Source organism: Chitinophaga sp. YR627 (assembly GCF_900114995.1).
Classification (GTDB): Bacteria; Bacteroidota; Bacteroidia; order Chitinophagales; family Chitinophagaceae; genus Chitinophaga.
On the sequence record NZ_FOUX01000006.1, the window covers coordinates 502938 to 527604 of the forward strand.

A 24667-nucleotide genomic window follows, 5' to 3' on the forward strand; every position below is an offset into this window, starting at 1 on the left:
TTACCCAAATTCTCTTATCATGTTGAAGACTGCATTTTTATTTCCCGGCCAGGGAGCGCAATATACTGGCATGGGCAAACCGCTTTTTGACACATCAGCCATTGCACGCGAGGTATACGAACAGGCATCTGATGCCCTGCACATGGACATGAAGAAGCTTTGCTTTGAAGAAAGTGCTGCTACGCTTGAACAGACTGAACTTGCCCAACCTGCCATCCTAACTACAAGTGTAGCTGCTTTCAGACATTATACGCGTCAGGAAGGATGGCCCTGTCCTCAATACCTGGCAGGCCATAGCCTCGGTGAATACACAGCTCTCTGTTGCGCTGGTGCACTGGAACTGGGAGATGCATTGCGATTGGTGCGTCAGCGGGGAAAGCTGATGCAGGAAGCCGTTCCGGTGGGTAAAGGCAGTATGGCTGCAATCAATGATTTGAGTACAACGGTTGTTGAAGAGATCTGTAAAAAAGTAGCACCGGACACCGTTTGGATAGCTGCTTACAACCTGGACAAACAGGTAACGATTGCCGGTTATCAGGAACAGGTCAGCGCCGTGATGCAGCAATGCACAGCTCAGGGTGCTGAAGTCATGCAACTCAAAGTAAGCGCTCCTTTTCATACGCCGCTGATGCAACCGGCAGCTGACCTTTTGCTGGAACTGCTCTCAGCCGCTAAGATCTCGCCATTGCAATGTGCCGTGCTTTCCAATGTAACCGGCGCCCCTTATAAATCAGAAACCGAAATAGTAGATGGTTTATACAGACAGATGACACACCCTGTACAATGGTTACAGTCGCTGGATTATCTCCAGCAGAACGGTGTTGGGTATTTCATTGATGCAGGCCCCAGAAAGCTGCTGCGTAACCAGGTGAAAAATCGTGCGATGAAAGTAAAAGCCTACGGTATGGAGGATAAGACAGACATCAAGGCACTGCTGGAAAACGTAAAAGAGAATATAGCTTCATTACCAACACCAGTAAGTAAAGCGATGGCAATCGCCATCAGTACAAAGAACTGGAATGAGGATGAAGAGGTCTACGAGAAAAGCGTCATCCTGCCTTTCAGGGAGATGAAGCAACTACAGGAAAAACTGGAACAGGAACGCAGGCTACCGCAGTCAGAAGAAGTGAAACGCAGCTGTCAGCAGTTATTACAGTTGCTGCAGGCGAAACGACTGCCCGTACAGGAAATGAAAGCCTGCTTCCGTCGCTTATATTTTGAAACCGGCGCTGCCCTGGTATGGCCGGAGATTAAAGAAATACAGCTATGATGAACAACGATATATTTAACATGGATACAGGCGCAGGCAAAAAGACCAGCGCTACCAGACAAAGCCGTATTGAACGGGTATCCACGAAAGATATTGCGATCATCGGCATGAGCGGAAAATTCCCGATGGCAGCTGATTTACAGGTGTTCTGGGATAATCTGCTCAGGGGAAAGGACAGCGTGGGACAATTTCCGGCTAACCGTATGGCGGAAGTAAACAGTTACCTGACAGCTGCAGGTATGCCTACGCTCAGCCCTGAGCAATTCAGGGAAAAAGGGTTTCTGGAAAGCATAGATAAGTTCGACAATAAATTTTTTGGCATCTCCTACAAGGAAGCATGCCTGATGAATCCCGCGCATCGCGTCTTCCTCGAAGTAGTATGGCACGCCATACAGGATGCTGCCCTCTCATCTGCAAAGCTTAAAGGCACCCGTACCGGTGTGTATGTTGGATTCACAGAAAGGAATGAAGGCTATTATAACCTCGTAAAGGAAATGGAGCCTGAATTGACAAGTATGGCGCATCCAGGTAATGTCGCCTCCATATTAGCCAGTCGTATATCTTACCTGCTGGACCTGAAAGGACCGGCGGTACTTGTAGATACGGCCTGCTCTTCATCACTTGTAGCCATACATACCGCCTGCCAGGCATTACGCAACGGAGAAATTGATATGGCAATTGCAGGTGGGGTAACATTGAGCTGGTTGCCGGTAAAAGCACCTGAAGGTTCCGGTATCGGTATCGCCTCAAAAGGCAGCCGCGCAAGGACCTTTGATGACCTCGCAGATGGAACGGTAGGAGGGGAAGGTGTGGCGGCAATTATGCTCAAACCTTATAATGCAGCGCTTCGGGATGGTGATCAGGTGATCGCCCTTATTAAAGGAAGCGCAACCAACCAGGATGGCCGGTCTATCGGTATTACTGCCCCAAGTGTACACGCACAGGTAGATGTGATAGAAAAGGCATGGCAGAATGCAGGCATCGATCCGTTGACCATCTCTTACATGGAGGCACACGGTACCGCTACCAACCTGGGAGATCCTATTGAAATAGAGGCCATCACACAGGCCTTCAGAAAATATACCCGCAAAAAACAGTTCTGCGCTATAGGAGCCGTAAAAACAAATGTAGGTCACCTCGATGCTGCCGCCGGTATGGCTGGTATTATCAAAGCATCACTGGCGCTCAAAAACAGAAAGCTGCCGCCTACTGTTCATTTCGGCAGACCCAATCGCAGGATCAGCTTCGAAACCTCTCCTGTATACGTGAATGATATTTTGCAGGACTGGACAACGGAACAGCAGACACCCAGACGTTGCGGTGTAAGCTCCTTCGGTATCAGCGGTACCAATTGCCATGTTATACTGGAAGAAGCCCCAATCGCCGAAGCTCCCGCATTAAAACCCACAACTCCTTTACTCGCTTGTCTCTCTGCAAAAAATGAACAGGACCTCCTGGTCATTGCGCAGCAGACATTGACCGCTTTGAAAGCCATGGATACCTATCGGGTGGAAGATGTTTGTTATACCCTGAACGCAGGCCGTGATCATTTACAGTATCGTTTTGCACTGGAAACAGATAGCAGAGAAATGCTGGAACGCAAACTGGAAAATATCTGTCAGAAAGGCCTGCCGGTAGTTGCCGCAATGAAAATTGAAAAAGCACAGGCAACAGAAGCAGTGGCCCTGTTACTGGAAGAATGGACAAAACAACCATCCGCCAGTCTGTTAACAGAATTAAGCAGTTTATATATAAGCGGTGCAGAGGTGAACTGGCAGGTATTCTATACCGGCAGCAAACATCTCAGCATGGGTCTTCCTGGCTATCCCTTTGAACCCAAAAGATGTTGGATAACATATCCCGAAAAAGTAACAAACAGCACATTCATGGATACTCCTCAACAACAGCCCGCAGCACAGTCAGTTGCCACCGGAAAGGAACGTGTTATGTCTCAGCTCAGGCAGGTAATAGCAGGAGTATTTGAGTTGACGCCTGAAGAGATCAGCACGACAGCCACATTCCTCGAAATGGGACTGGATTCCGTTTCTATTATTCAGGTAAAACAACTGGTGCGCTCAAAATATAATATCGATATCACTATCGATACATTGTTTAATGACGCATCTACCTTAGATGCCCTTTCTCTTTACATCAGCCGTCAGCTGCCGCCAGAACCTGTTGTTGCCGATATCCCGGCGGCAGTATCTGTCGTGACAGCATCTGCCACAGCTCCCGTTACAGCAGTTTCAGTAGCTAATAGATCCGCACTGGAGACGATCGTCGAACAGCAGCTGAAAATAATGGCAGACCAGCTGAAAATGTTAACCCCTGGTGCAGCGCTTCCGGTTGCAGAACAAGTAGTGACAGCAAGCCCTGTAGCAGTTGCAAAACCGATTGCGGCTCCCGCGCCTGTAAAGGAAAAACAACAGCAGCAAACCACTTTCCAATGGACAAGCACCGCATTCCAGGACTTTGATGCACGTCAGCGGAAAAACCTGAATGATTTTATAACAGCCTTTAATCAGAAAACGGCTGCTTCCAAACAACACGTACAGCAATACCGCGCAGGTTTCGCCAACAACCGGAATACCGCGCATTATAATAAAACACTGAAAGAGCTGTCTTATCCCATTATCATGAAATCCGCCAGCGGCGCCCGCCTGCATGATCTGGATGGTAATGAGTATATAGACATGTCAATGGGATTCGGTGTAAACCTCTTAGGTTATAACCATCCCGTAATTGAGAAAGCAATACGTGAGTATGCCGGCAATTTCTTCCTGGGCCCTATGTCCGACCTGCCAGGTGAAGTGGCTGAATTAGTACACGAACTTACCGGCGTAGACAGGGTTGCTTTTTATAACTCCGGTACAGAAGCCGTAATGGTCGCCCTGCGTCTCGCAAGAGCAGTTACGGGTAAGAATAAAGTGGTCATGTTTGCAGGTTCCTACCATGGAACTTTTGATGGTGTACTGGCACAGCGGGATATGTTCTCCGGGAACTATAATGCAGTGCCTAAAGGTGCCGGTATCCCGCAGAACATGCTGGAAGATGTATTACTGCTTGACTACGGAACAGATACCGCCATGCAGGTAATACGTGAACACGCACACGAACTGGCAGCCGTACTGGTAGAACCTGTACAGAGCCGCAGACCAGAATTCCAGCCGGTTGCATTCCTGCAGGAACTCAGAGCACTGACAGCGGAGAAAGGGGTTGCACTCATCTTTGACGAGATCATTTCAGGCTTCCGTATCCATCCCGGCGGATGCCAGCATAAGTTCGGCATACAGGCCGATCTGGTAACCTATGGGAAAATATCTGGTGGTGGTCTGCCACTGGGTATTGTTGCTGGTAAAGCCGCATTCATGCATGGCGTGGATGGTGGTGGCAACTGGCAGTATGGCGATGACAGCCACCCTGTATTTGACCATCGCAAGACTTTCGTGGCAGGTACTTTTTGTCATCATCCGCTGACAATGGCCGCCTCCAGGGCAATGCTGACTTACCTCAAAGAACAGGGTCCTGCATTGCAGGAAATACTGAATAATCGTATGTCAGCACTGGCCGCAGAACTGAACGCGTTCTTCAGTCAACAGGGATTACCCATCAGCATCGTGAACTTCGGTTCCCTCTTCCAGATACGTTCCAGCCTTGAATTGTCACTGTTCTTCTATTACCTGGCCTATAAAGGTATCTATGTATGGGAAGGCATGACGCTCTTTATTTCCCCTGCACACACTAATGAAGATATTGCCGCATTTGTAAAAGCAATAAAAGATACCGTCGCAGAAATGCAGGAAAAAGGATTCCTGGTGTCTAATGGTCAGCCGGCAATTACCGTACCTTCTATTCCGCTGACGAACGAACAGAAAAGACTCTGGTTTAAAGTAACGGCAAACGCACAGGCGAATGACGCATTTATTGCGCGCCGCTCCTTTGACCTGGAAGAAGCCGTGAACATACCTGCTTTAAAAGAGGCGGTATCTCAGCTGGTAGCGCGTCATGAGGTACTCCAGACCATCCGCATGGATGGGGAATACCTATACCTGCAACCAGGATTAGCGCCTGAAATTGCCACTGATCTGGCTACAGCCACACAGCCATTCAACCTGGCCGGAGGCCCTCTGTTCCGCGTAGCGGCACAAACACAACCGGATGGCAGTACAAGGGTATTATTTACGATCCACACCATTATCGCAGATGGCTGGTCACTGAATATACTCGCGAATGAATTGTCCCAGCTGTACATCGCTGCCGCATCCAATACGACTATTTCATTGCCTGCCGCTCCATCCTTCAGAGAATACGTAGAATGGATGCAGGCACAACATATCTCCCCTGCAGCAAAAGAAGCAGCAACTTACTGGCAGTCACAACTGAAAGAAACTGTTAGCGCACCTGCATTACCCGCTGTTTCAGCAACTGCATCTGCACAGGATAGTGGTGCTGGCTGGGTATGGGTACTGACAAGACAACATACCGACGCAGTAAAGAAATGCGCACAGGAAAACGGTATCAGCCTCTTCATGATGATGCTGGGAACATTCGAATGTCTCCTGTACCGCCTGAGCGGACAGGCACGCATGGTAGTAGGTATCCCTGCTTCCGGTCAGTTGCTGATGGAACTGCCTGGTATGGTAGGTCAGTGTAACCAGATACTGCCTTACATACATGAAGTAACGCCTTCTCAGTCCTTCCGTAGCTTCCTGCAGGATGTGAAACAGGCATGGCTGACCTGCTACAAATACCAGCGCTTCTCCTGCCTGGATCTCTTGCAGGATGATAATGCAGAAGACCGCTTCCCGGATATGAAGATCGTCTTCAATATGGACCCCGCATTACGTAACGTAGAAGTGGAAGACATACAGGATGACACTATCAGCGAAAAGACCGGCGAAAATAAATATGACTTTTTCCTGAACGTGATAGAAGCAGGTGGTTTATTACGTCTGCATTTCCAGTTCAACAGGAATTATTACCCCGAAAAGATCGTACGTGCCTGGATCGATAGCTTCAACGCATTGTTGTATGCAGCCGTACAGAATCCCGATAAAACCATTGCTGAACTGCCTGTAACAGCCTTTCAGGCCCCGGTGATCCCGGTAAATATCCCTGCTGTACAGACCCGCTTGTCCCTGCATACACTGCTGGAACAAAAAGCTGCCAGCTTGCAGGAGAAAGTGGCCCTGTCTTACAATGGCAATACCTACACTTATCAGTATATTAATCACATCGCTGGTTGCTTTGCCGGTTACCTCCAGAGAAAAGGTTTCGGTAAAGGACAAACAGTCGCAGTACAGACCACCGGCATATTTGAAACATTACTGGTCGTACTGGCGGTACTGAAAGCAGGAAGTACCTACACTTTACAGGCTACTGAACAGGACGACTTACTGATGATAAGTGATGAGCTGTTCCTGAAATGGCTGGCAAGACAAAAGCCAGGCATGAACAACTACCTGAACACAGACCTCAGCGATACCGCCGCTGCAAAGAAAGCAGCTGGTGTACAGCTCAGCCACCGTCACCTGGTAGACTATCTGACAGAACTCAACAGGAAAACCTTCGCAGCGTCTGCCAATGAAGGATATGAAGTGATCACTGAAGGAATCGAACCCAATATCTGGACGGATATTATACTCGCAGGATGGCTGTCTGGCCAGCACGTGAAAGTGTACCAGCAATATGATAACGCGATCAATACCGGCAATATATTCCTGGACAAGCATAATTGGGCGAAAAACATCTTACTGAATGACAGGATTTCTCCGGAGGAAGAAAGTAGCCTGTTCATCATCGCTACGACGCCATTAACCGATCAGCATATCCGTCGTTGGGAATATAAAGCAGCCGATGGCGCACAGGCAGCTTACTTTTACGCGCCTGCAGGTGCTCCGCAACTGTTGTCTTTATCAGCACTTTCCAACCCTGATGCTACTACAGCCGCAGGCGTATGGCCGGTTAAACAGCCACTGAATGACATTCGTTATTTTATACAGGATGCCACAGGTAATGTACTGCCACATGGTGTTTACGGTACCCTCCTGGTACAGCTGGCCGATACATACTGGTACTCCGGAATCAATGCCAGGCTGCTGGGCGAAGGAGAGATCGGAATAGATAGCTTCGCAAAACAGGATACAGACAGCAAAACATGCCTGTCTGAAATGATACAACTGTACACTGGAATTACCGATGTAAGGATCAGTGATACTTACGAATCAGCCTACCTGATCACAGATCAGTTTGATGCAGCAACCCTGCCGCAACTGATGCAGTATCTGCATGATGCTGGTGTGCCTGAACAATATCAGCCTTCCCGCTATGGTACAGTGTCACCGCTTGCATTAAATGCTGCTGGTGGGTTTGATACCGCCGCTGTGAAATCGTTGTCTGTAGCAGGCGCTGGTACGCTGAACGCCGACCCGGTAGAAGAAAAGGTAATAGCGCTGTTCCGCAGATTATTCACTTCCCGTAAATTCTTTACAATAGATGACAACTTCTTCGCCTTAGGCGGAAACAGTATCAGCGGTATAAAACTGCTGTCCTGGATCTATAAAGAATGGGGGATTAAACTGGATATCGCCGCACTCTTTGAAAGTCCGGCAGTAAAACAGCTGGCTGCATTGATCAGAAAATCCAGCTACGGCGCCTTTACCCGTATTGAACGCCTGCCGGAAGCGGAAGATTATGAAGTATCCCACGCGCAGAAACGTCTCTGGATATTGAACCAGAATGAAAATGAGAGTCTGGCGTATAACATGTCCAGTACTTATGTATTGCAGGAGGGATTCGATAAAACAGCATTTGAAAAAGCCCTGCTGACACTCGTAGCGCGTCATGAAATATTAAGAACAACACTGATCGATAAAGACGGTGACTTAAGACAAAGGGTCCACGCGCCCGGAGAACTGCCGGTTGGATTGGTGGTAACCGATCTCAGACAAGACCCTGACCGCGAAAAGCGCGCGATGGAGATTGCCATCCAGGAACGTAATACCACATTTGATTTTGAAAATGGTCCGCTGCTGAGAGCACGCCTCCTGGAAGTGGAAGACAACCGCAGCATATTCATCTTCACGCTGCATCATATCGTATCAGACGGCTGGTCCAAGGAAATCCTGACCAGCGAAGTGTTAAACCTGTATCACGCATATTCACAGAACCAACCCGTTGATCTGCCTGTATTGCCCGTACAATATAAAGACTACGCGGCCTGGCAGAACGCACAGATCGGACAGGGGGAAGCCGCTACCGCCAGAAATTACTGGCTGAAAAAATTCAGTGGTGACCTGCCTGTACTGGAACTGCCTGCAGATTATCCAAGACCATCTGTTCGTTCCCAGAATGGCGCAAACAGTGCCGTATTGCTCGATGGAGATACCGTACAACGGATCATCTCCCTGGCTAACCAACAGGAATGTACACTTTTCACCTTCCTGTTTGCCACGATCAAAGTACTGTTATACAAATATTCCGGTCAGGAAGATATTATCATCGGTTTGCCGGTATCCGGACGTGACCATCCGGATATTGAAAAGCTCGTAGGTCTCTTCGTACATACGCTGCCGATCCGTACAACATTCAAGGGAGGAGATAACTTCGGTAGCTTCCTGCAGAATGTCAAACAGCAGATGATGGACGCTTACAGACACCAGGTGTATCCGGTAGATCAGCTGGTAGAAGATCTGAGTGTAAGCTGGGAAATCAGCCGCCGTCCACTCTTCGATGTAATTGTAAACTGGCCCGACATTGATAACGGTATCGTGAAAGAGGAAGAAGAAGACATGTTACCTGCGCACAGCTACTCGGTAGCGCGTAACAACAGCATGTTCGATCTCTCGTTTTCTTTTACCCAGATGCCGGAAAACAGTCTCGAACTGAACATTAACTTCAACACTGACATATATGCGGCCGCAAGTGTACAGCGGATGCTGGAACATTTTGTACAACTGCTGCAAAGTATCTTAAAGGACACAACACAGCCGGTAGATAAACTGACTTATCTCTCTGCCGCCGATACAACAACCTTACTTGATTTCTCCGGTGAAGGTAAATTGACAGTACCACAGCCAGATCTGGTAAGCCTCTTTGAATCGGTTGTGCAACGATATGGCAAACAGCCTGCCCTGCGACACAATGACCAGGTGCTCAGCTACAAACAACTGAATACACTGGCCAATCAGCTGGCTGATTATCTGGTACAGGAATATGGTGTACTGCCGGGTGACAGGATCGGTATCATGGCAGAACGTGATACCTGGATGGTAGCCGCAGTACTGGCCGTCCTGAAAACAGGGGCAGCCTATATACCGATCGATCCCGAATATGCACCTGACAGGGTTGCTTATATGATCGGGGATAGCGGTATCAACGTACTCATCTCAGGTGCAGGTACACCTGAACAATTATCCGCTGATATCAAAGTATTAGATCTCTCCGTATTCTCGAAAAAAGCAAAACAATATAGCGGCGACAATCGTCCTTATAAACCAGGTACCGATTCACTCGCCTATATCGTTTATACTTCCGGTTCTACCGGCAATCCAAAAGGCGTAATGATCGGCCACAAAGAATTGCTGGGCCTGTGGAGCAGCCTCGAAAAAGGCTATAACCTGGATACCTTTGATGTCCGTGTCCTGCAGGTCGCCAGCTTCTCCTTTGACGTATTCTTCGGCGATATGCTCCGTAGCATCTTCAGAGGTGGCGTAATGACCATCTGTCCTTCCGCAGTCTACTTTGATCTGCCTGCGTTTTATGAACTGATCAGCAACAGTAAGGTGAACCTGCTGGAATCAACGCCTGGTTTACTCCTGCCTTTGCTCGACTATGTATATGAAGAAGGCAAAGACATCAGCTTCCTCAAAATCCTGATCATGGGTTCTGATGTGCTTTCTGTGGAAGATTACCGCAAAGTACACGAACGCTTCGGTCACACCGGTCTGCGTATCATCAATAGCTACGGAACAACAGAGACTACCATTGACTCCGGTTTCTACGAAGGATTAGGTACAGATCTGCGTCCTATTGGTTATGTACCTGTAGGCCGCCCATTGGAAAATACCCGCATGTACGTACTGGACAAACACCTCCAGCTTTGTGGCATAGGTATTACCGGTGAACTCTGTATCGGTGGCGCGGGTGTTGGTCGTGGCTACTGGGGCAAACCAGACCTGACCAGACAACGCTACACAGAAAATCCATTCGCCGCCGGTGAACGCCTCTATCGTACCGGTGACCTGGCCCGCTGGACAGCCGCCGGTAACCTGGAATTCCTTGGTCGTGGTGATAACCAGGTAAAAATACGTGGTTACAGGATTGAACTGGGTGAAGTAGAAAGCGTATTACAAAGCTATAGCGGCGTCCGCGAAGCAGTAGTACTGGCAGAAGAACTAAAAGGTAGCGGTAAACAACTGGTCAGCTATATCGTATGGCAGGAAGAAACCGACGAACAGGGCCTGAAAGACTGGATGCGCCGCAAACTGCCGGTATACATGCATCCGTCATACTACATGACAATGGAGCGTTTGCCACTGACCGCAAATGGTAAAGTTGACCGTAAACAACTGCCTTTACCTGAAGTAGTAAGTGCCAATGTTTACGAAGCACCACGTGATGAAGTGGAAGCAAAACTCGTAAAGATCTGGGAAGAAATACTGCAACGTGAAGGAATAGGTATAAATGATAATTTCTTTGATCTCGGAGGCCACTCCCTCAAGGGTATCCGCGTACTGTGGCGTATCCGTAAGGAACTGGGTGTTGAAATTTCCTTCTCCGATATCTTCAAATATTCCCGCATCGCCGACCTGGCAACACTGGTCGCCAATGCCCGTGTAGTGACCGCCGCCCGCACGCCATTACAGCAACTGGAACAACAACCGCGATATGCCCTGTCACACGGACAGCTGCGTATGTGGATCCTGGGGCAGATGGAAGAAAGCCGCACCGCATACAATATGTGTATGTCCTTCGAACTCAGAGATACCGTTGACGAGCAGGCATTGGAAAAAGCCTTCCAGCAACTGATCGCCCGTCACGAAATACTGCGTACGGTCTTCGTAAATGATGAAGAAGGTGTATGGCAGCAGATCCTGACGCCGGAAAGCTTCGGCTTCAAAATAACAAAAGAGGATATTATTGGTCTCGATCTGGGACAGCAACAGCAACGCCTCGCAGAACTGTCTGCCTCAGAAGTACACTATTGCTTTGACTTAAGCAGAGGTCCTTTACTGCGCGCACACCTGCTGCAGATGAAAGAACAGTTCAATGTACTGCTGATCAATATGCATCATATTATTTCTGATGGCTGGTCCATCGAAGTAATGATGGAAGAACTGACCAACGTCTACGAAGGACTGGTATCCGGTAACCCTGTTGTATTGGAGCCACTACGTACTCAGTATAAAGATTACGCCGCTCAACAGAATAAACTGCTGAATGGCCCGGAAATAGTCACCTATAGAGACTATTGGATGAACCAGTTCTCCGGAGAATTACCGGTACTGAACATGCCGGTAGATAACACAAGACCTGCTGTCAGAAGCTATAAAGGAGCAAGCGTAAGAGGTGTCTTAAACAGACAGGATACCCGTCTTTTACAAGGCATGGTACAACGGCAGCCCGATAAGAGCATGTTCATGGTATTACTGGCCTGCACCTACGCATTGCTGTATCGCTACACCGGTCAGGAAGATATCGTACTCGGTGTACTCGTAGCCGGTCGCGAACATGACGACCTCCTCGATCAGATCGGATTATATGTCAATACCCTGGCTTTGCGCACCCGTTTCAATGGAAATGAAAGCTTTGACAACCTGCTTGAAAATGTACAGGATGGTCTGCTGGGCGCATTTGAACACCAGGTATATCCGTTTGACCTGCTGCTCGAAGATCTGAACATAACAGGTGACAGAAGCCGTTCTCCACTGTTCGACATTCTGATCACCTATAAAAAAGAAGAATATGATGAAGCTGTTGTCGTAAGAACCGATGGGAAGAAAGAAGAAGAAGTGCACATGAATGACCTTCAGCGGGAAGACAGCAACATCAGTAAGTTTGATATGACCATCAGCTTCCGTGAAGAAAAAGGTGGTATCTATCTCAGCATCAATTACAGAACTGACATTTTCGCCGAACAGCGTATGCAGCAGATGCTGGGTCACCTCCAGGAAATGATGCGCTCTGTAAGCTATGGAATGGACAAACCAGTATCTGCCATGCAATACCTCACAGCTGGTGAACGCACGCTGTTGCTGGAACAAATGAACGATACTGCGGCTGATTATCCGCGTAATAAAACGATCCAGGCACTGGTAGAAGAAGCAGTTGTCCGCACACCGGAGAAAATAGCGGTACTGCACGAAGAAACAAGCATCACTTATGATGAACTGAACCGCAGTGCAAACCGACTGGCGCATTACCTGATGGAAAAACATGGTATAGGTGCTGGTAAGATCGTAGGGGTACTGGTAGAACGTTCTGAAAAGATGATCATCTGCCTCCTGGCGATCCTGAAAACCGGCGCAGCCTATGTGCCAATTGACCCCGAATATCCGGAAGAACGTATCAATTACATTATTGCTGACAGTAAACCGGATGTGATCCTGAGAGACAATGACCTCGATCCCGTGATACTCTGGAGTAATAAATACAGTGACGCCAATCCGGATGTACAAACTGATACATCTGACCTGGCTTACCTCATCTACACCTCCGGTTCTACCGGCCGCCCTAAGGGAGTATCACTGATGCATCGCAATGCGGTTAGCTTCATCGACTGGTGTCAGCAGGAATTTAAGGACGATACCTTTGAAACCGTTTTCGCCCTGACTTCCTACTGTTTTGACCTGTCCATATTTGAAATGTTCTACACCCTGAGTGTTGGTAAAAAAGTACTGGTCCTGAAGAGCGTAGTAGATATGCAGAAATATATTGAACGCGTACCGGATGTACTGCTCAACACCGTACCGTCTGTAATAGACAGTCTGATAAAACTGGGAACCAACTTCAGTAACGTAAAACTGATCAATATGGCCGGTGAACCCATTCCATCTGCCACAAAAGTCTACTTTAAAGGTTCAGGGATTATCATCCGAAACCTTTACGGTCCGTCGGAAGATACGACCTACAGCACCTGCTACAAATTCACCGATGAAGATGACAGGATCCTGATAGGTAAGCCGATCAGCAACACAAAAGTCTACATCGTCGATACAAACAATGACCTCGTGCCACAGGGACTACCTGGCGAACTGTGTATCTCCGGTGCCGGTCTGGCCAGAGGATACCTGAACCAGGAAAAGCTGACAGCCGAAAGATTTGTAGCAAATCCGTTTGAACCAGGGGAGCGCATGTACCGTACCGGTGACGTTGCCCGCTGGACATACGATGGTTACATCGATTATCTCGGCAGAAATGATGACCAGGTGAAGATCCGCGGCTACCGCATCGAACTGGGTGAAATACAACAGGTAATGGTAAGCCACGACAGCGTACGCGAAGGTGTTATCCTGGCGGTGCCGCTGGAAGGTGGAGAAAAAGAACTGGTAGCATATATCGTATGGGCAGCAGGTGAAGAAGACGCCACATTGCAACGCTATATGAAAGAAAAGCTGCCGATCTACATGCAACCGGCACACTTTATCACACTGGAGAAAATGCCACTGAACAGCAACGGGAAAATTGATAAAAAAGCATTGCCCGTTCCGAAACCAGTGGTCGCAATCGCAGCACCTGTACAGGTGAATGCTTCTCCTGTTGAGAAAGAACTGATTGCCATCTGGGAAGAGATCCTGCAACGTAAAGGAATTGGCTTATCAGATAACTTCTTCGAAATAGGGGGCCACTCACTGAAAGGTATGCGTGTCCTCGCCAGGATAAACGCCGCATTCAGCACCCGCTTCACATTAAAAGACATTTTCAGAAAACCAACAGTCGCACAACAGGCCGCAGCGATCGAAGAAAGCCGCCCTGCAGTACTGGCTGTTGAGAAAGAGGAAATTAATAACCACGAAGAAATAATTATATGAGTATAGCTGCGTTAATGACCGCACTGGATGATCTTAGGGTTGAACTTACCCTGACGGGCGATGATCAGTTGAAGATCATCGCACCGCAGGGAAGTATAGGACCGAATCTCATTGAACAGATCAGGGAACATAAAGAAGCCCTGATCCGCTCACTGAAGGCCGGTAAGGAAGCCGCAGAGATCCGTCGTATCCCGGCGGCACCGCTGTATGAGGTGTCTCATGCACAACGTCGCCTGTGGATATTGCAACAGCTGGATGACAGCCGTTGCGCCTACAACGTCTGCATTGGTTATGAACTGAATGGAGCGCTTGACAGAAACAGTCTGAAACAGGCATTTCATATGCTGGTCAACAGACATGAAATACTGCGGACAGTATTTGTCAGTGATACCGCCGGTTTATGGCAGAAAGTGCTGGGCACAGACGCAGCTGGATTTAATATTATAGATATTTCCCTGGAAGGTAAGGATGAAATTGATCAGCAGCAACAGATCGAAGCCCTGTCTGACCAGCTATGGAGATATGCGTTTGACCTGGCAAAAGGCCCGCTCTTACGTGTACAACTGGTAACGATGGGAGAAAATCGCCACGTGCTGCTGATGGGTATGCATCATATCATTTCCGATGGCTGGTCCATGGAGATCATGATGAACGAACTGGTAACACTATATGGTGTAGCCAGCACGGGTGCCGATGCACCGGAAGACCTGCGCATTCAGTACAGGGACTTCTCTTACTGGCAGAACCGCCTGTTTGAAAGTCCGCGTATGCAGGCGCATGATCGCTATTGGAAAGAGCAGATGTCAGGTGAAATTCCCTTGCTTGATATCGCTACCGACCAGCCAAGACCCGCCCATAAATCTTATGCGGGTGCTACGAAAACAATATGGTTCGACGCAGCGGAAACAGCGGACTTAAAAGCGATGCTCCGCACACAGCACGGCGCCAGCATGTTCATGGCTTTGACCGCCTGCGTAAATACCCTGTTGTTCCGCTACACTGGTCAGGAAGATATTATCCTGGGTACCCCTGTAGCAGGTAGAAACACAGAAGCACTTGCCGGTCAGATCGGCTGTTATGTCAATACACTGGCACTGCGTACCCGCTTTAATGGTAATGAAGGATTTAATGCCCTGCTCGACAAGGTGAAAGAGGTAATATTGAATGCCTATGAGCACGAAGTATACCCCTTTGATAAACTTGTAGAAGAACTCGGACTGGTGACTGACCCCAGCCGCTCCGCCTTATTTGATGTGCTGATCAGCTATCGTAAAATAGACGAAAGTACACCCGCGAACGATGCAGAAGAGATAGTCGCAGATGATGATGAACTGAAAGTACGTGAATTCGTAGGCGGAGATCGTGAAAGCAGCAAATTTGACCTCACATTTAATTTCGAAGAATACAGTGATGCACTATGGCTGGGCATCAACTACAGCACTATGCTCTTTTCCCGGCAGCGTATCGATCGCATGTTGCATCACTTTAAAGCACTGCTGATCGCCGTTAGTAAAAATATATCGCAGCCGCTTTCCGCCATCACTTTCCTTTCTCAGGAAGAAACAAGCCTTCTCCTGAATAAAGTAGATGCGGAGCCCTTAACAGGCGAAGCACAAACATTACCGGCGCTCTTCGAACAACAGGCAGCCCTTACTCCTGATCACATTGCGCTGGTAGCAGAAGGTAACAGCATTACTTATCGTCAGCTGAACCAGGATGCTGATAAGATCGCGGCCGGTCTGATCAACAGACTGGGCGTAAAGGCAGGCGATATAGTCGCAATAAAGATGGAACGTACAACTGCTGCCATTACTGCTTTACTCGGTATTCTCAAAGCAGGAGCAGCCTACCTGCCCATCGATACCGAATATCCGGAAGAACGTATCAGCTACATGCTGGAAGATAGTAATGCGCGTGTCGTGCTCACAGAAGAACTGTGCGCGGTACTGATAGCAGCAGAAGAGAACAGCATTCTCACGAATACAGCAATAACAGGCAACAGCCTCGCATATATCATCTATACATCCGGTTCTACCGGTGCGCCTAAAGGCGTCATGATCGAACACAGATCGGTACTGCACCTAATGGCAGGTTTGCGCAGTGAAATGCAGCTCCAGGCAGACTGGCAATATCTGTTAACCGCCTCGCTGTCATTCGACGCCGCTGTTAAACAGATCTTTATTCCCCTCACAATAGGCGCCACCCTGCACCTTTGCAGGGATACCACAGATGTTAACGCGCTATTGAAATATATCAGGCAGCAACATATCAATGTCATGCATGCCATGCCCATGTTATGGAAAGCGATACTGGCAGAAATTGCAGGCACAGGTGATGCGCCCTCCCTGTGCTGTCTTTCATCCGGTGGTGACGAACTGGATAAAGAATGCATGCAGGAAATGAAACGCCGTTTTCCGCAGGCCGCTATATACAACACATATGGGCCTACTGAGATCTGCGTAAATGCGCTGACTTACGACTTACAACAGCCAGGCGTGCAAACGCCGCTGCTGGGAAAATGTCTGCCCGGTTATCGTGCCTATATTGTGGACAGGCACGGCAATCTGATGCCGGAAGGCTACCCGGGTGAATTATGCATTGCTGGTACAGGCCTGGCGCGGGGTTATCTTGGCAGGGAGCAGCTGACGCAGGAGCGTTTTGTAGCTGATCCATACAATCGCGGGGCGCTGATGTATATGACAGGAGACCTTGTTCGCCGGGCCTGGGACGGCAATATCGAATTCCTCGGCCGTAATGACCATCAGGTAAAGATCCGCGGCTACCGTATCGAAATCGGTGAAGTAGAACGTATCGTTACTCAGTTCGAAGGTGTACTTGCGGCAGTAGTAGCTGCCTGGCAGTCGCCGGCGGGTGAAAAAGAACTGGTATGTTATACCGTATGGCAGGCGGATGCGGACGAAGCTGGTCTGCGTGCACACCTGCAGCATTTCCTGCCACGTTACATGCATCCCGGTTATTATGTAACACTCGAGACATTACCACTCAACGGAAATGGTAAAGTAGAGCGTAAACACTTACCTGCCCCGTTACAGGAAGTAACAGGCACGCGCTACGAAGCACCTCGTAATGAGCAGGAAGCCCACCTGGTAACTATCTGGGAAGAAACACTTCAGCGTAAAGGAATTGGTATAAACGACAATTTCTTCGAACTGGGTGGACATTCTCTGAAAGGTATGCGCATGTTATCGCGCATACGCCAGGAGTTTGGCGTGGATATTCCTTTCAGGGAACTGTTTCTGCATGCGACTATCGCCGGACTAAGCGCCTGGATCCAGCCGGAAAATATCATTGCGCCGGCTACCGACGATGCACCGGTAGCATTACCTCCTGCTGATAAATACACCTTATCCCATGCGCAACAACGTCTCTGGATACTGGATAAACTGGAAGAAAGCGTAACCGCTTACAATATCTTCACCGGCTACGAATTAAAAGGCAGCCTGGATATTACCGCACTCGATGCCGCCTTCCGCCAGTTACAGGAACGCCATGAAATACTGCGCACCGTCTTCAGAAGTGACGAAGAAGGCCCCTGGCAGTATATATTATCACAGGAAGAAAGCGGATTCAAAATGGTCTATACCGACCTCTCCGCAAAAGGTGTCTCCGCTCAGCACAAAAAACTGACGGCGATTACCAATGAAGAAAAAGAACATCGCTTTGAACTGGACCTTGGTCCGCTCTTCAGAGTACAACTCATACGCCTGTCAGCTATACAACACGTATTGCTGCTGAACATGCACCACATTATCACAGACGGCTGGTCCCAGGAAGTATTGATGCAGGACCTGGTTGCTTTTTACACAGCGGCCGTACTACAGACTACCCCCGATCTGCCAGCCCTCGCTGTACAGTACAAAGACTACGCCGCCTGGCAGCGTAAACAGCTGACTGGTATACCCGCTGTAAAACATGCCGCCTATTGGCGCGAACAGCTGCGTAACCTGCCGGTACTGGAACTGCCGGAAGACTATACCCGCCCGCCACTGAAAACGTTCAATGGTGCAACCCTGCAGACCTGGCTGGACGGTGATGATTATAAAACATTGCAGCAATGTGTACACAACCATAACGGTGTATCTATGTTCATGCTGCTGATCGCCGCACTGAAAGCACTTTGCTACCGTTACACCGGACAGGAGGACATTGTACTAGGCACACCGATCGCAGGTCGCGACCACGTCGCGCTCTTCGGACAGGTAGGTTTCTTCGTCAATACCCTCGTACTGCGTACCGCTTTCGATGGTAAAGGCACCTTCGATAACCTGCTGGAGAAAGTACAGGATACCTTGCTGGATGCCTATGAACATCAGTTCTATCCTTTTGATAAATTACTGGAAGACCTGAAGATCACACCGGATCGTAGCCGCTCTGCCTTATTTGATGTAATGGTATCCTATGCTGCTGTAAATAAAGGATACGGTGACCAGGCAGCTGATGAATTGCAGGTGATGGAGTACGAAATGGGAGAATTCAACATGAGTAAGTTCGACCTGACCGTACACTTCACCGACTATACCGATCAACTGGCCATCGCCATTAATTATAACACAGACCTGTTTGCTGCGTCACGTATCAATGCCATGCTCGGTCATCTCAGCCGCCTGCTCCTCGCGGTCGCTGAAACGCCTGAACTGCCATTGTCCCGGATCGCCTACCTCGGTGAAGAAGAACAGCAACAACTGGTACACACCTTTAACAATACAACAACTGTCTACGACAGACAGTCAACAATACAGCACCTGTTTGAAGAACAGGTCGCACGTAATGGAGAGGCCACAGCCGTAATATTCGGTGACACACAACTGAGTTATACCGCCCTGAATGACCTGGCTGATAAAGCAGCCCTGACATTACAGCAACAACACAACGTAACAAACGGATCACTGGTAGGCCTCATGATGGATCGCTCCGACCGCCTGATCGTTAGTTTGCTGGGTATTCTGAAAGCAGGCGCTGCTTACATCCCCATCGATCCATCTTATCCGGCTGAACGCATCCGGTATATGCTGGAGGATAGTAATCCCGCTGTACTCATCTCTGATAACCCACTAGCCGCCCACGTAGCCGGTGAGACATCGCTGCTGACTTATCAGCAGCTAACCACGCAGGAGAGCATAGAGAATAACGGATGTACTATATTCCGGACGCCTGGTGCTACAGATCTGGCTTATATCATCTACACTTCCGGTTCTACCGGCCGCCCTAAAGGCGTGATGGTAGAACACCGGTCCGTGATTAACCTGTGCAACTGGCACAAACAGTCATTCGGACTCGATGGTACATCCCGCTCAACAATATATGCAGGCGTTGCATTTGACGCATTAGGCTGGGAAATATGGCCATATCTGCTCTCAGGTGGATGTATCTACCCTGTAAGTGCTGAATATCGTACAGACGCTAATCTCTTACAGACATTCATCGATCGCAATAATATTACCCATGCGTTTGTGCCCACCGCCTTATATGAAGAACTGGGAGGCCGCCTCTCACAGCGTCAGGATGATAACCTGAAGCTGCTGGTAGGAGGAGACAGACTAAACAAAGTATACCCCGGCGCTACCTTGATCAACAACTACGGACCTACAGAAAGCACCGTAGTCGCAACCTCCGGTATCTGCGCAGTAGATGGTAAAATAACGATCGGTAAGCCCGTTGGTAATACCCGTATTTACATCGTTGACAATAACCTTCAACTGGTCCCTGTCGGATATCCCGGAGAACTATGCATCGCAGGTGAAGGTCTCGCCCGCGGTTATCTCGGCAGAGAAGAACTGACCAGAGAAAAATTCATAGACAATCCTTTTGAACCAGGTCAACGCATGTACAAAACCGGCGACCTGGCCAGATGGACAGCCGACGGAAATATAGAGTTCATGGGCCGCAATGATCATCAGGTCAAAATCCGCGGCTTCCGTATCGAAACCGGTGAAATAGAACAGCTGATACAACAATACCCCGGCATCGCTGAGGTACTGGTGACCACCTGGGAACCTTCACCAATTGAAAAGGAGCTGGTAGCTTACCTCGTATGGAAAGACAATGCAGATGAACAGGGACTGCGCAAATGGCTGGACCTGCAACTGCCAAGATATATGCACCCTGCGGTGTATGTAATGCTGGACAGAATGCCGCTCACCGGCAATGGGAAAGTGGACCGCCAGCAGCTGCCCCTGCCGCAACAGGAAGTAAAAGCAGCCCGCTATGAAGGCGCCGCCAGCGATGCACAACAACAACTGATCAATATATGGGAGTCCATTCTGCAACGTAAAGGAATCGGTATCCATGACAATTTCTTCGACCTGGGTGGCCACTCGCTGAAAGGCATGCGCATGCTCTGGAAAGTACAACAGGAATTTGGCGTAGATATTCCATTCCATGAACTGTTCAGCCATGCCACAATCAGTGGCCTGTCCGGACTCCTGTTTGGCGAACAACAACAGAAAACACTGACCCTGGAGCCGGTAGCGATACAGGACAAATACGAACTCTCTCATGCGCAGAAACGTCTCTGGATATTGGAACTGCTGGAAGAAAGTGCCGGTGCCTATAACATCGTCGCAGATCACACGATCCACGGAGCGATCAACCTGCCGGCACTGGAAACAGCCTTCAAAGCACTGATTGAACGGCATGAAATATTACGAACCGTATTCAGTAGCGACGAAGAAACGCAATGGCAACACGTATTGCCGGCCGCACAGCTGCCCTGCAATATGCAGTTCACAGATTTGAGTGCATATGACACCGGCATGCAGGACCGCCTGTTAGACGATCTCCGCGATGCGGAAAGATATTTCAGATTCAATCTTGAAAAAGGACCGCTGTTCAGAATACAGGTCATACAGCTCAGCGCAACACGCTACCATATCCTAATGAATCTGCACCATATTATCGCAGACGGTTGGTCAATGGAGGTATTGCGCACCGAACTGGAACAGCTGTATGCCGGTAAAGGGCTGGCGCCCTTACCAGTACAATACAGAGACTACGCCGCCTGGCATAATAAACAGATCAGCCTTGATGATACACACAGCAGCTACTGGAAAACACAGTTATCAGATAGTATCCCGGTATTGGAACTACCAACAGATTATACCCGCCCGGCTATCAAAACTTACAATGGCAACATTGAAAGTGCCTGGCTGACAAAGGAAACATACGATGGCTTACAGGCCTGTCTGCAAAACACAAAAGGTGCAAACATCTTTATGCTGCTGGTAGCAGGTTTGAAAGCATTATTGCACAGATATACAGGACAGGAAGATATTGTACTGGGAACTGTCGTAGCCGGCCGCGACCATGAATACCTGTCCGGACAGATTGGATTCTATGTTAATACGCTGGTACTGCGTACGCGGTTCAGCGCTGAAAATACTTTCGGTGAACTGTTACAGGAAGTTCAGCAGGTAATGCTGGATGCCTACACTCACCAGGCCTATCCTTTTGACAAACTGGTTGAAGACCTCGACCTGGCTGCCGACCGAAGCCGGTCTCCTTTGTTTGATGTGATGGTATCCTACGCAAAGAGATCGGAATCGGTGGCAGGTGAAGAAAGTAATACAGCAGATCAGTCCTTTAAAATGACAGGCAGCGGAACCGGACGGGTCATTGTCAGCAAATTTGATATGACCGTTCATTTCGCAGAACACGAAAGTGGTGTTGAAATATCTGTAGTACACAATACTGATATATTCAGCAAACAAAGGATCAGAAGAATGCTGGCGCACATGCAGGAATTATTCGCTGCCATCAGCAACAATACCAGCATGCCGTTATCTGTAATTCCTTACACAACCGCAAATGAACGTAATACACTCGATGCATTTGGTTATAGTGGTTACACATCATATCCTGCCAGACACACCTTACATAGCCTGTTTGAGAAGCAGGTGCAACGTAAAGGCGACAGTCCGGCAGTGGTTTATGAAGATCAGATACTGTCCTACACTGAACTGAACCGGGAATCTGATCAGGTAGCCAGCTACCTGCGCAGCGTCTACGGGGTACAACCTGGCGACCTGGTAGGATTGATGATGACACGCTCCGCACGCCTGATGGTCTGTTTACTCGGTATACTGAAAGCCGGTGCTGCATATGTACCCATTGACCCGGAATATCCTGCAGACCGTATCCAATACATGCTGGAAGATAGTCAGCCAAGGGTAGTGATCACAGATACAGACCTTGCAGCCGAACTGACAGCAAGCGCCGAAGTAATGCACGCCGTAGCCGAGTGGGAATTGTTATCCTACTATCATGATGATATAAAAGTGCCGGTTGACAGTCATTCGCTGGCATATATCATCTACACATCCGGCTCTACCGGTCGCCCGAAAGGCGCAATGGTACCACATCATGCAGTGATCAATCTCTGTACATGGCTGGACGAAAGTATATATGCGCCGCATGAAGGCAACCTTACCGCCATGCTGACCGCCTCTGTTAATTTCGATGCCTCTGTACAACAATTGTTCGCACCATTACTTTCCGGTGCAAAACTGCTGATGATCAGCGAAACAGATCGTCGCAATGCGGAAACATATATCCGCCGCTTAAAAGAACAACAGGTCTCCGTAATTGATATCACGCCCGGCTACCTGCGCGTCCTGCTGGAGGTATTGAAAGGAACGGGTACGAAAGATCTGCATTTACAATACGTCCTGGTGGGAGGTGAGGCGCTGCCTGCGGAAGAACGTGCCCTTTTCCACCAGGTTTTTCAGGGCAAAACACAACTGATCAATGTATACGGGGTAACAGAAGCAACTGTCAATTCCACTTATGAAGTGGTAGACGCAGATAGCAACAATAGCCTCAGCATTGGCCGCCCCCTGAAAAACACCCGCATCTATATATTTGATAAAAACAGGCGTCCTGCGGGCATCGGTATCCCTGGCGAACTGTGTATCGGTGGGGTAGGTGTCGGACTCGGATATCTTAACCGGGAAGAACTGACAAAAGAACGGTTTATCAATAATCCATATGTTGAAGGCGAACGTCTTTATTGCACCGGAGACCTGGCCCGCTGGGCAGAAGATGGTAGCGTCGAATACCTGGGCCGTAGCGATAACCAGGTAAAGATCCGCGGTTATCGCATAGAAACAGGTGAAATAGAAAATTCATTATTAGCCTATCCGGAAATAAAAGAAGCCGTTGTACAGGCATATAAAACGCCTTCCGGCGATAAATTACTGGTGAGTTACATCGTATGGCGCGATACAGTAATGGAAGATGGCTTGCAGGAATGGCTGCGCAATAAACTGCCCCGCTACATGCATCCGACTTATAACATTACAGTAGAAAGCCTGCCACTCACCGCTAACGGTAAAGTCGATCGCAAAAAATTGCCTGACCCGGATATAACAACCAGCACGGTATACGAAGCGCCGCGCACGGCAACAGAACAGACCTTAACCGCCATATGGGAAGAACTCCTGCAACGTAGCCCGGTCGGTATTCATGACAACTTCTTCGCACTGGGCGGCCACTCACTGAAAGGCATCCGCCTGATGGTAAAAGTAGCAAGGGTGTTTAACCGCAGGGCAAGTATCCGCGAACTATATGAATATCCGGATATCGCTTCACTGGCCGCCTTCCTGGATAGACCGGAAGATGCAGCTGAAAACCTGCTCTTCCCGCTGAACCAGTCGCAGGAAACAGATACGCCACCGCTGATCTTTATTCCACCGATCATTGGTTCAGCCACTATCTACAAACAACTGGCAGAGCAACTGGAAGAACAATATACCTGCTATGGTTTGCAGTATAAAGGTTTTGACGGTGGTGCGTTTGCCACATCTGTTGAAGAAATGGCAACAGCCTTCGTAGACCAGTTACTGGAAAAAGTACCGGCAGAAGAATACATGCTGATGGGTTATTCAATGGGTGCTTTGATCGCTTATGAAACAACCCGTCAGTTAGAAGCCGCGGGTAGAACGGTGACGCTCCTGTTGCTCGACAAAGAAGCGCCTGCACGCACGTCCGGAATAAAAGTACTGCCCGCGGGCGATCTACTGGAACAACGCTTCGTCCGGGAGTTACGCAGCTGGGGATTGTCCGAAGGTGACCTGCCACAGGAAGAACACCTGAAGAAAATGTACCAGTCTTCCTGTAACATGCTGCATGCTTATCAGCCAACAGGTCAGATCAAAGGTGATATCGTCGCTTTTGAAGCAGACGGCAGAGAAGCTACGCTGATGGAAGACTGGCAGCAATTCACAACAGGTAGCTTCGATTACCATCGCTTACAGGGCGATCATTACAGTGTAATAAAAGATACCCGCTTACCCGCATATTTATTTCAACTGGGATATTCCAGAAGTCTCATTCATTAACCGTGTTTATC

The 24667-nt window shown here is 48.8% G+C and carries 3 protein-coding genes; all 3 read left to right on the forward strand.

Annotated elements, in window-relative coordinates; translation table 11 throughout:
• The first annotated feature begins 19 nt into the window (after window positions 1-19).
• Genes fabD through BMZ72_RS31245 form a run of 3 tightly spaced genes read left to right on the forward strand, consistent with a single transcriptional unit; the run spans window position 20 to window position 24656 of the window.
• On the forward strand, window positions 20-1270 hold the full coding sequence (fabD, locus tag BMZ72_RS31235; protein ID WP_089814547.1) for an ACP S-malonyltransferase: 1251 nt from the start codon (window positions 20-22) through the stop codon (window positions 1268-1270).
• Complete coding sequence (locus BMZ72_RS31240) at window positions 1267-14301, forward strand: non-ribosomal peptide synthetase (protein WP_089814549.1); 13035 nt, start codon at window positions 1267-1269, stop codon at window positions 14299-14301. The genes fabD and BMZ72_RS31240 overlap by 4 nt, the downstream gene beginning before the upstream one ends.
• Window positions 14298-24656: a non-ribosomal peptide synthetase gene (locus tag BMZ72_RS31245; protein ID WP_089814551.1), complete on the forward strand. Its 10359-nt coding sequence runs from the start codon at window positions 14298-14300 to the stop codon at window positions 24654-24656. The genes BMZ72_RS31240 and BMZ72_RS31245 overlap by 4 nt, the downstream gene beginning before the upstream one ends.
• The last annotated feature ends 11 nt before the right edge of the window (window positions 24657-24667 follow it).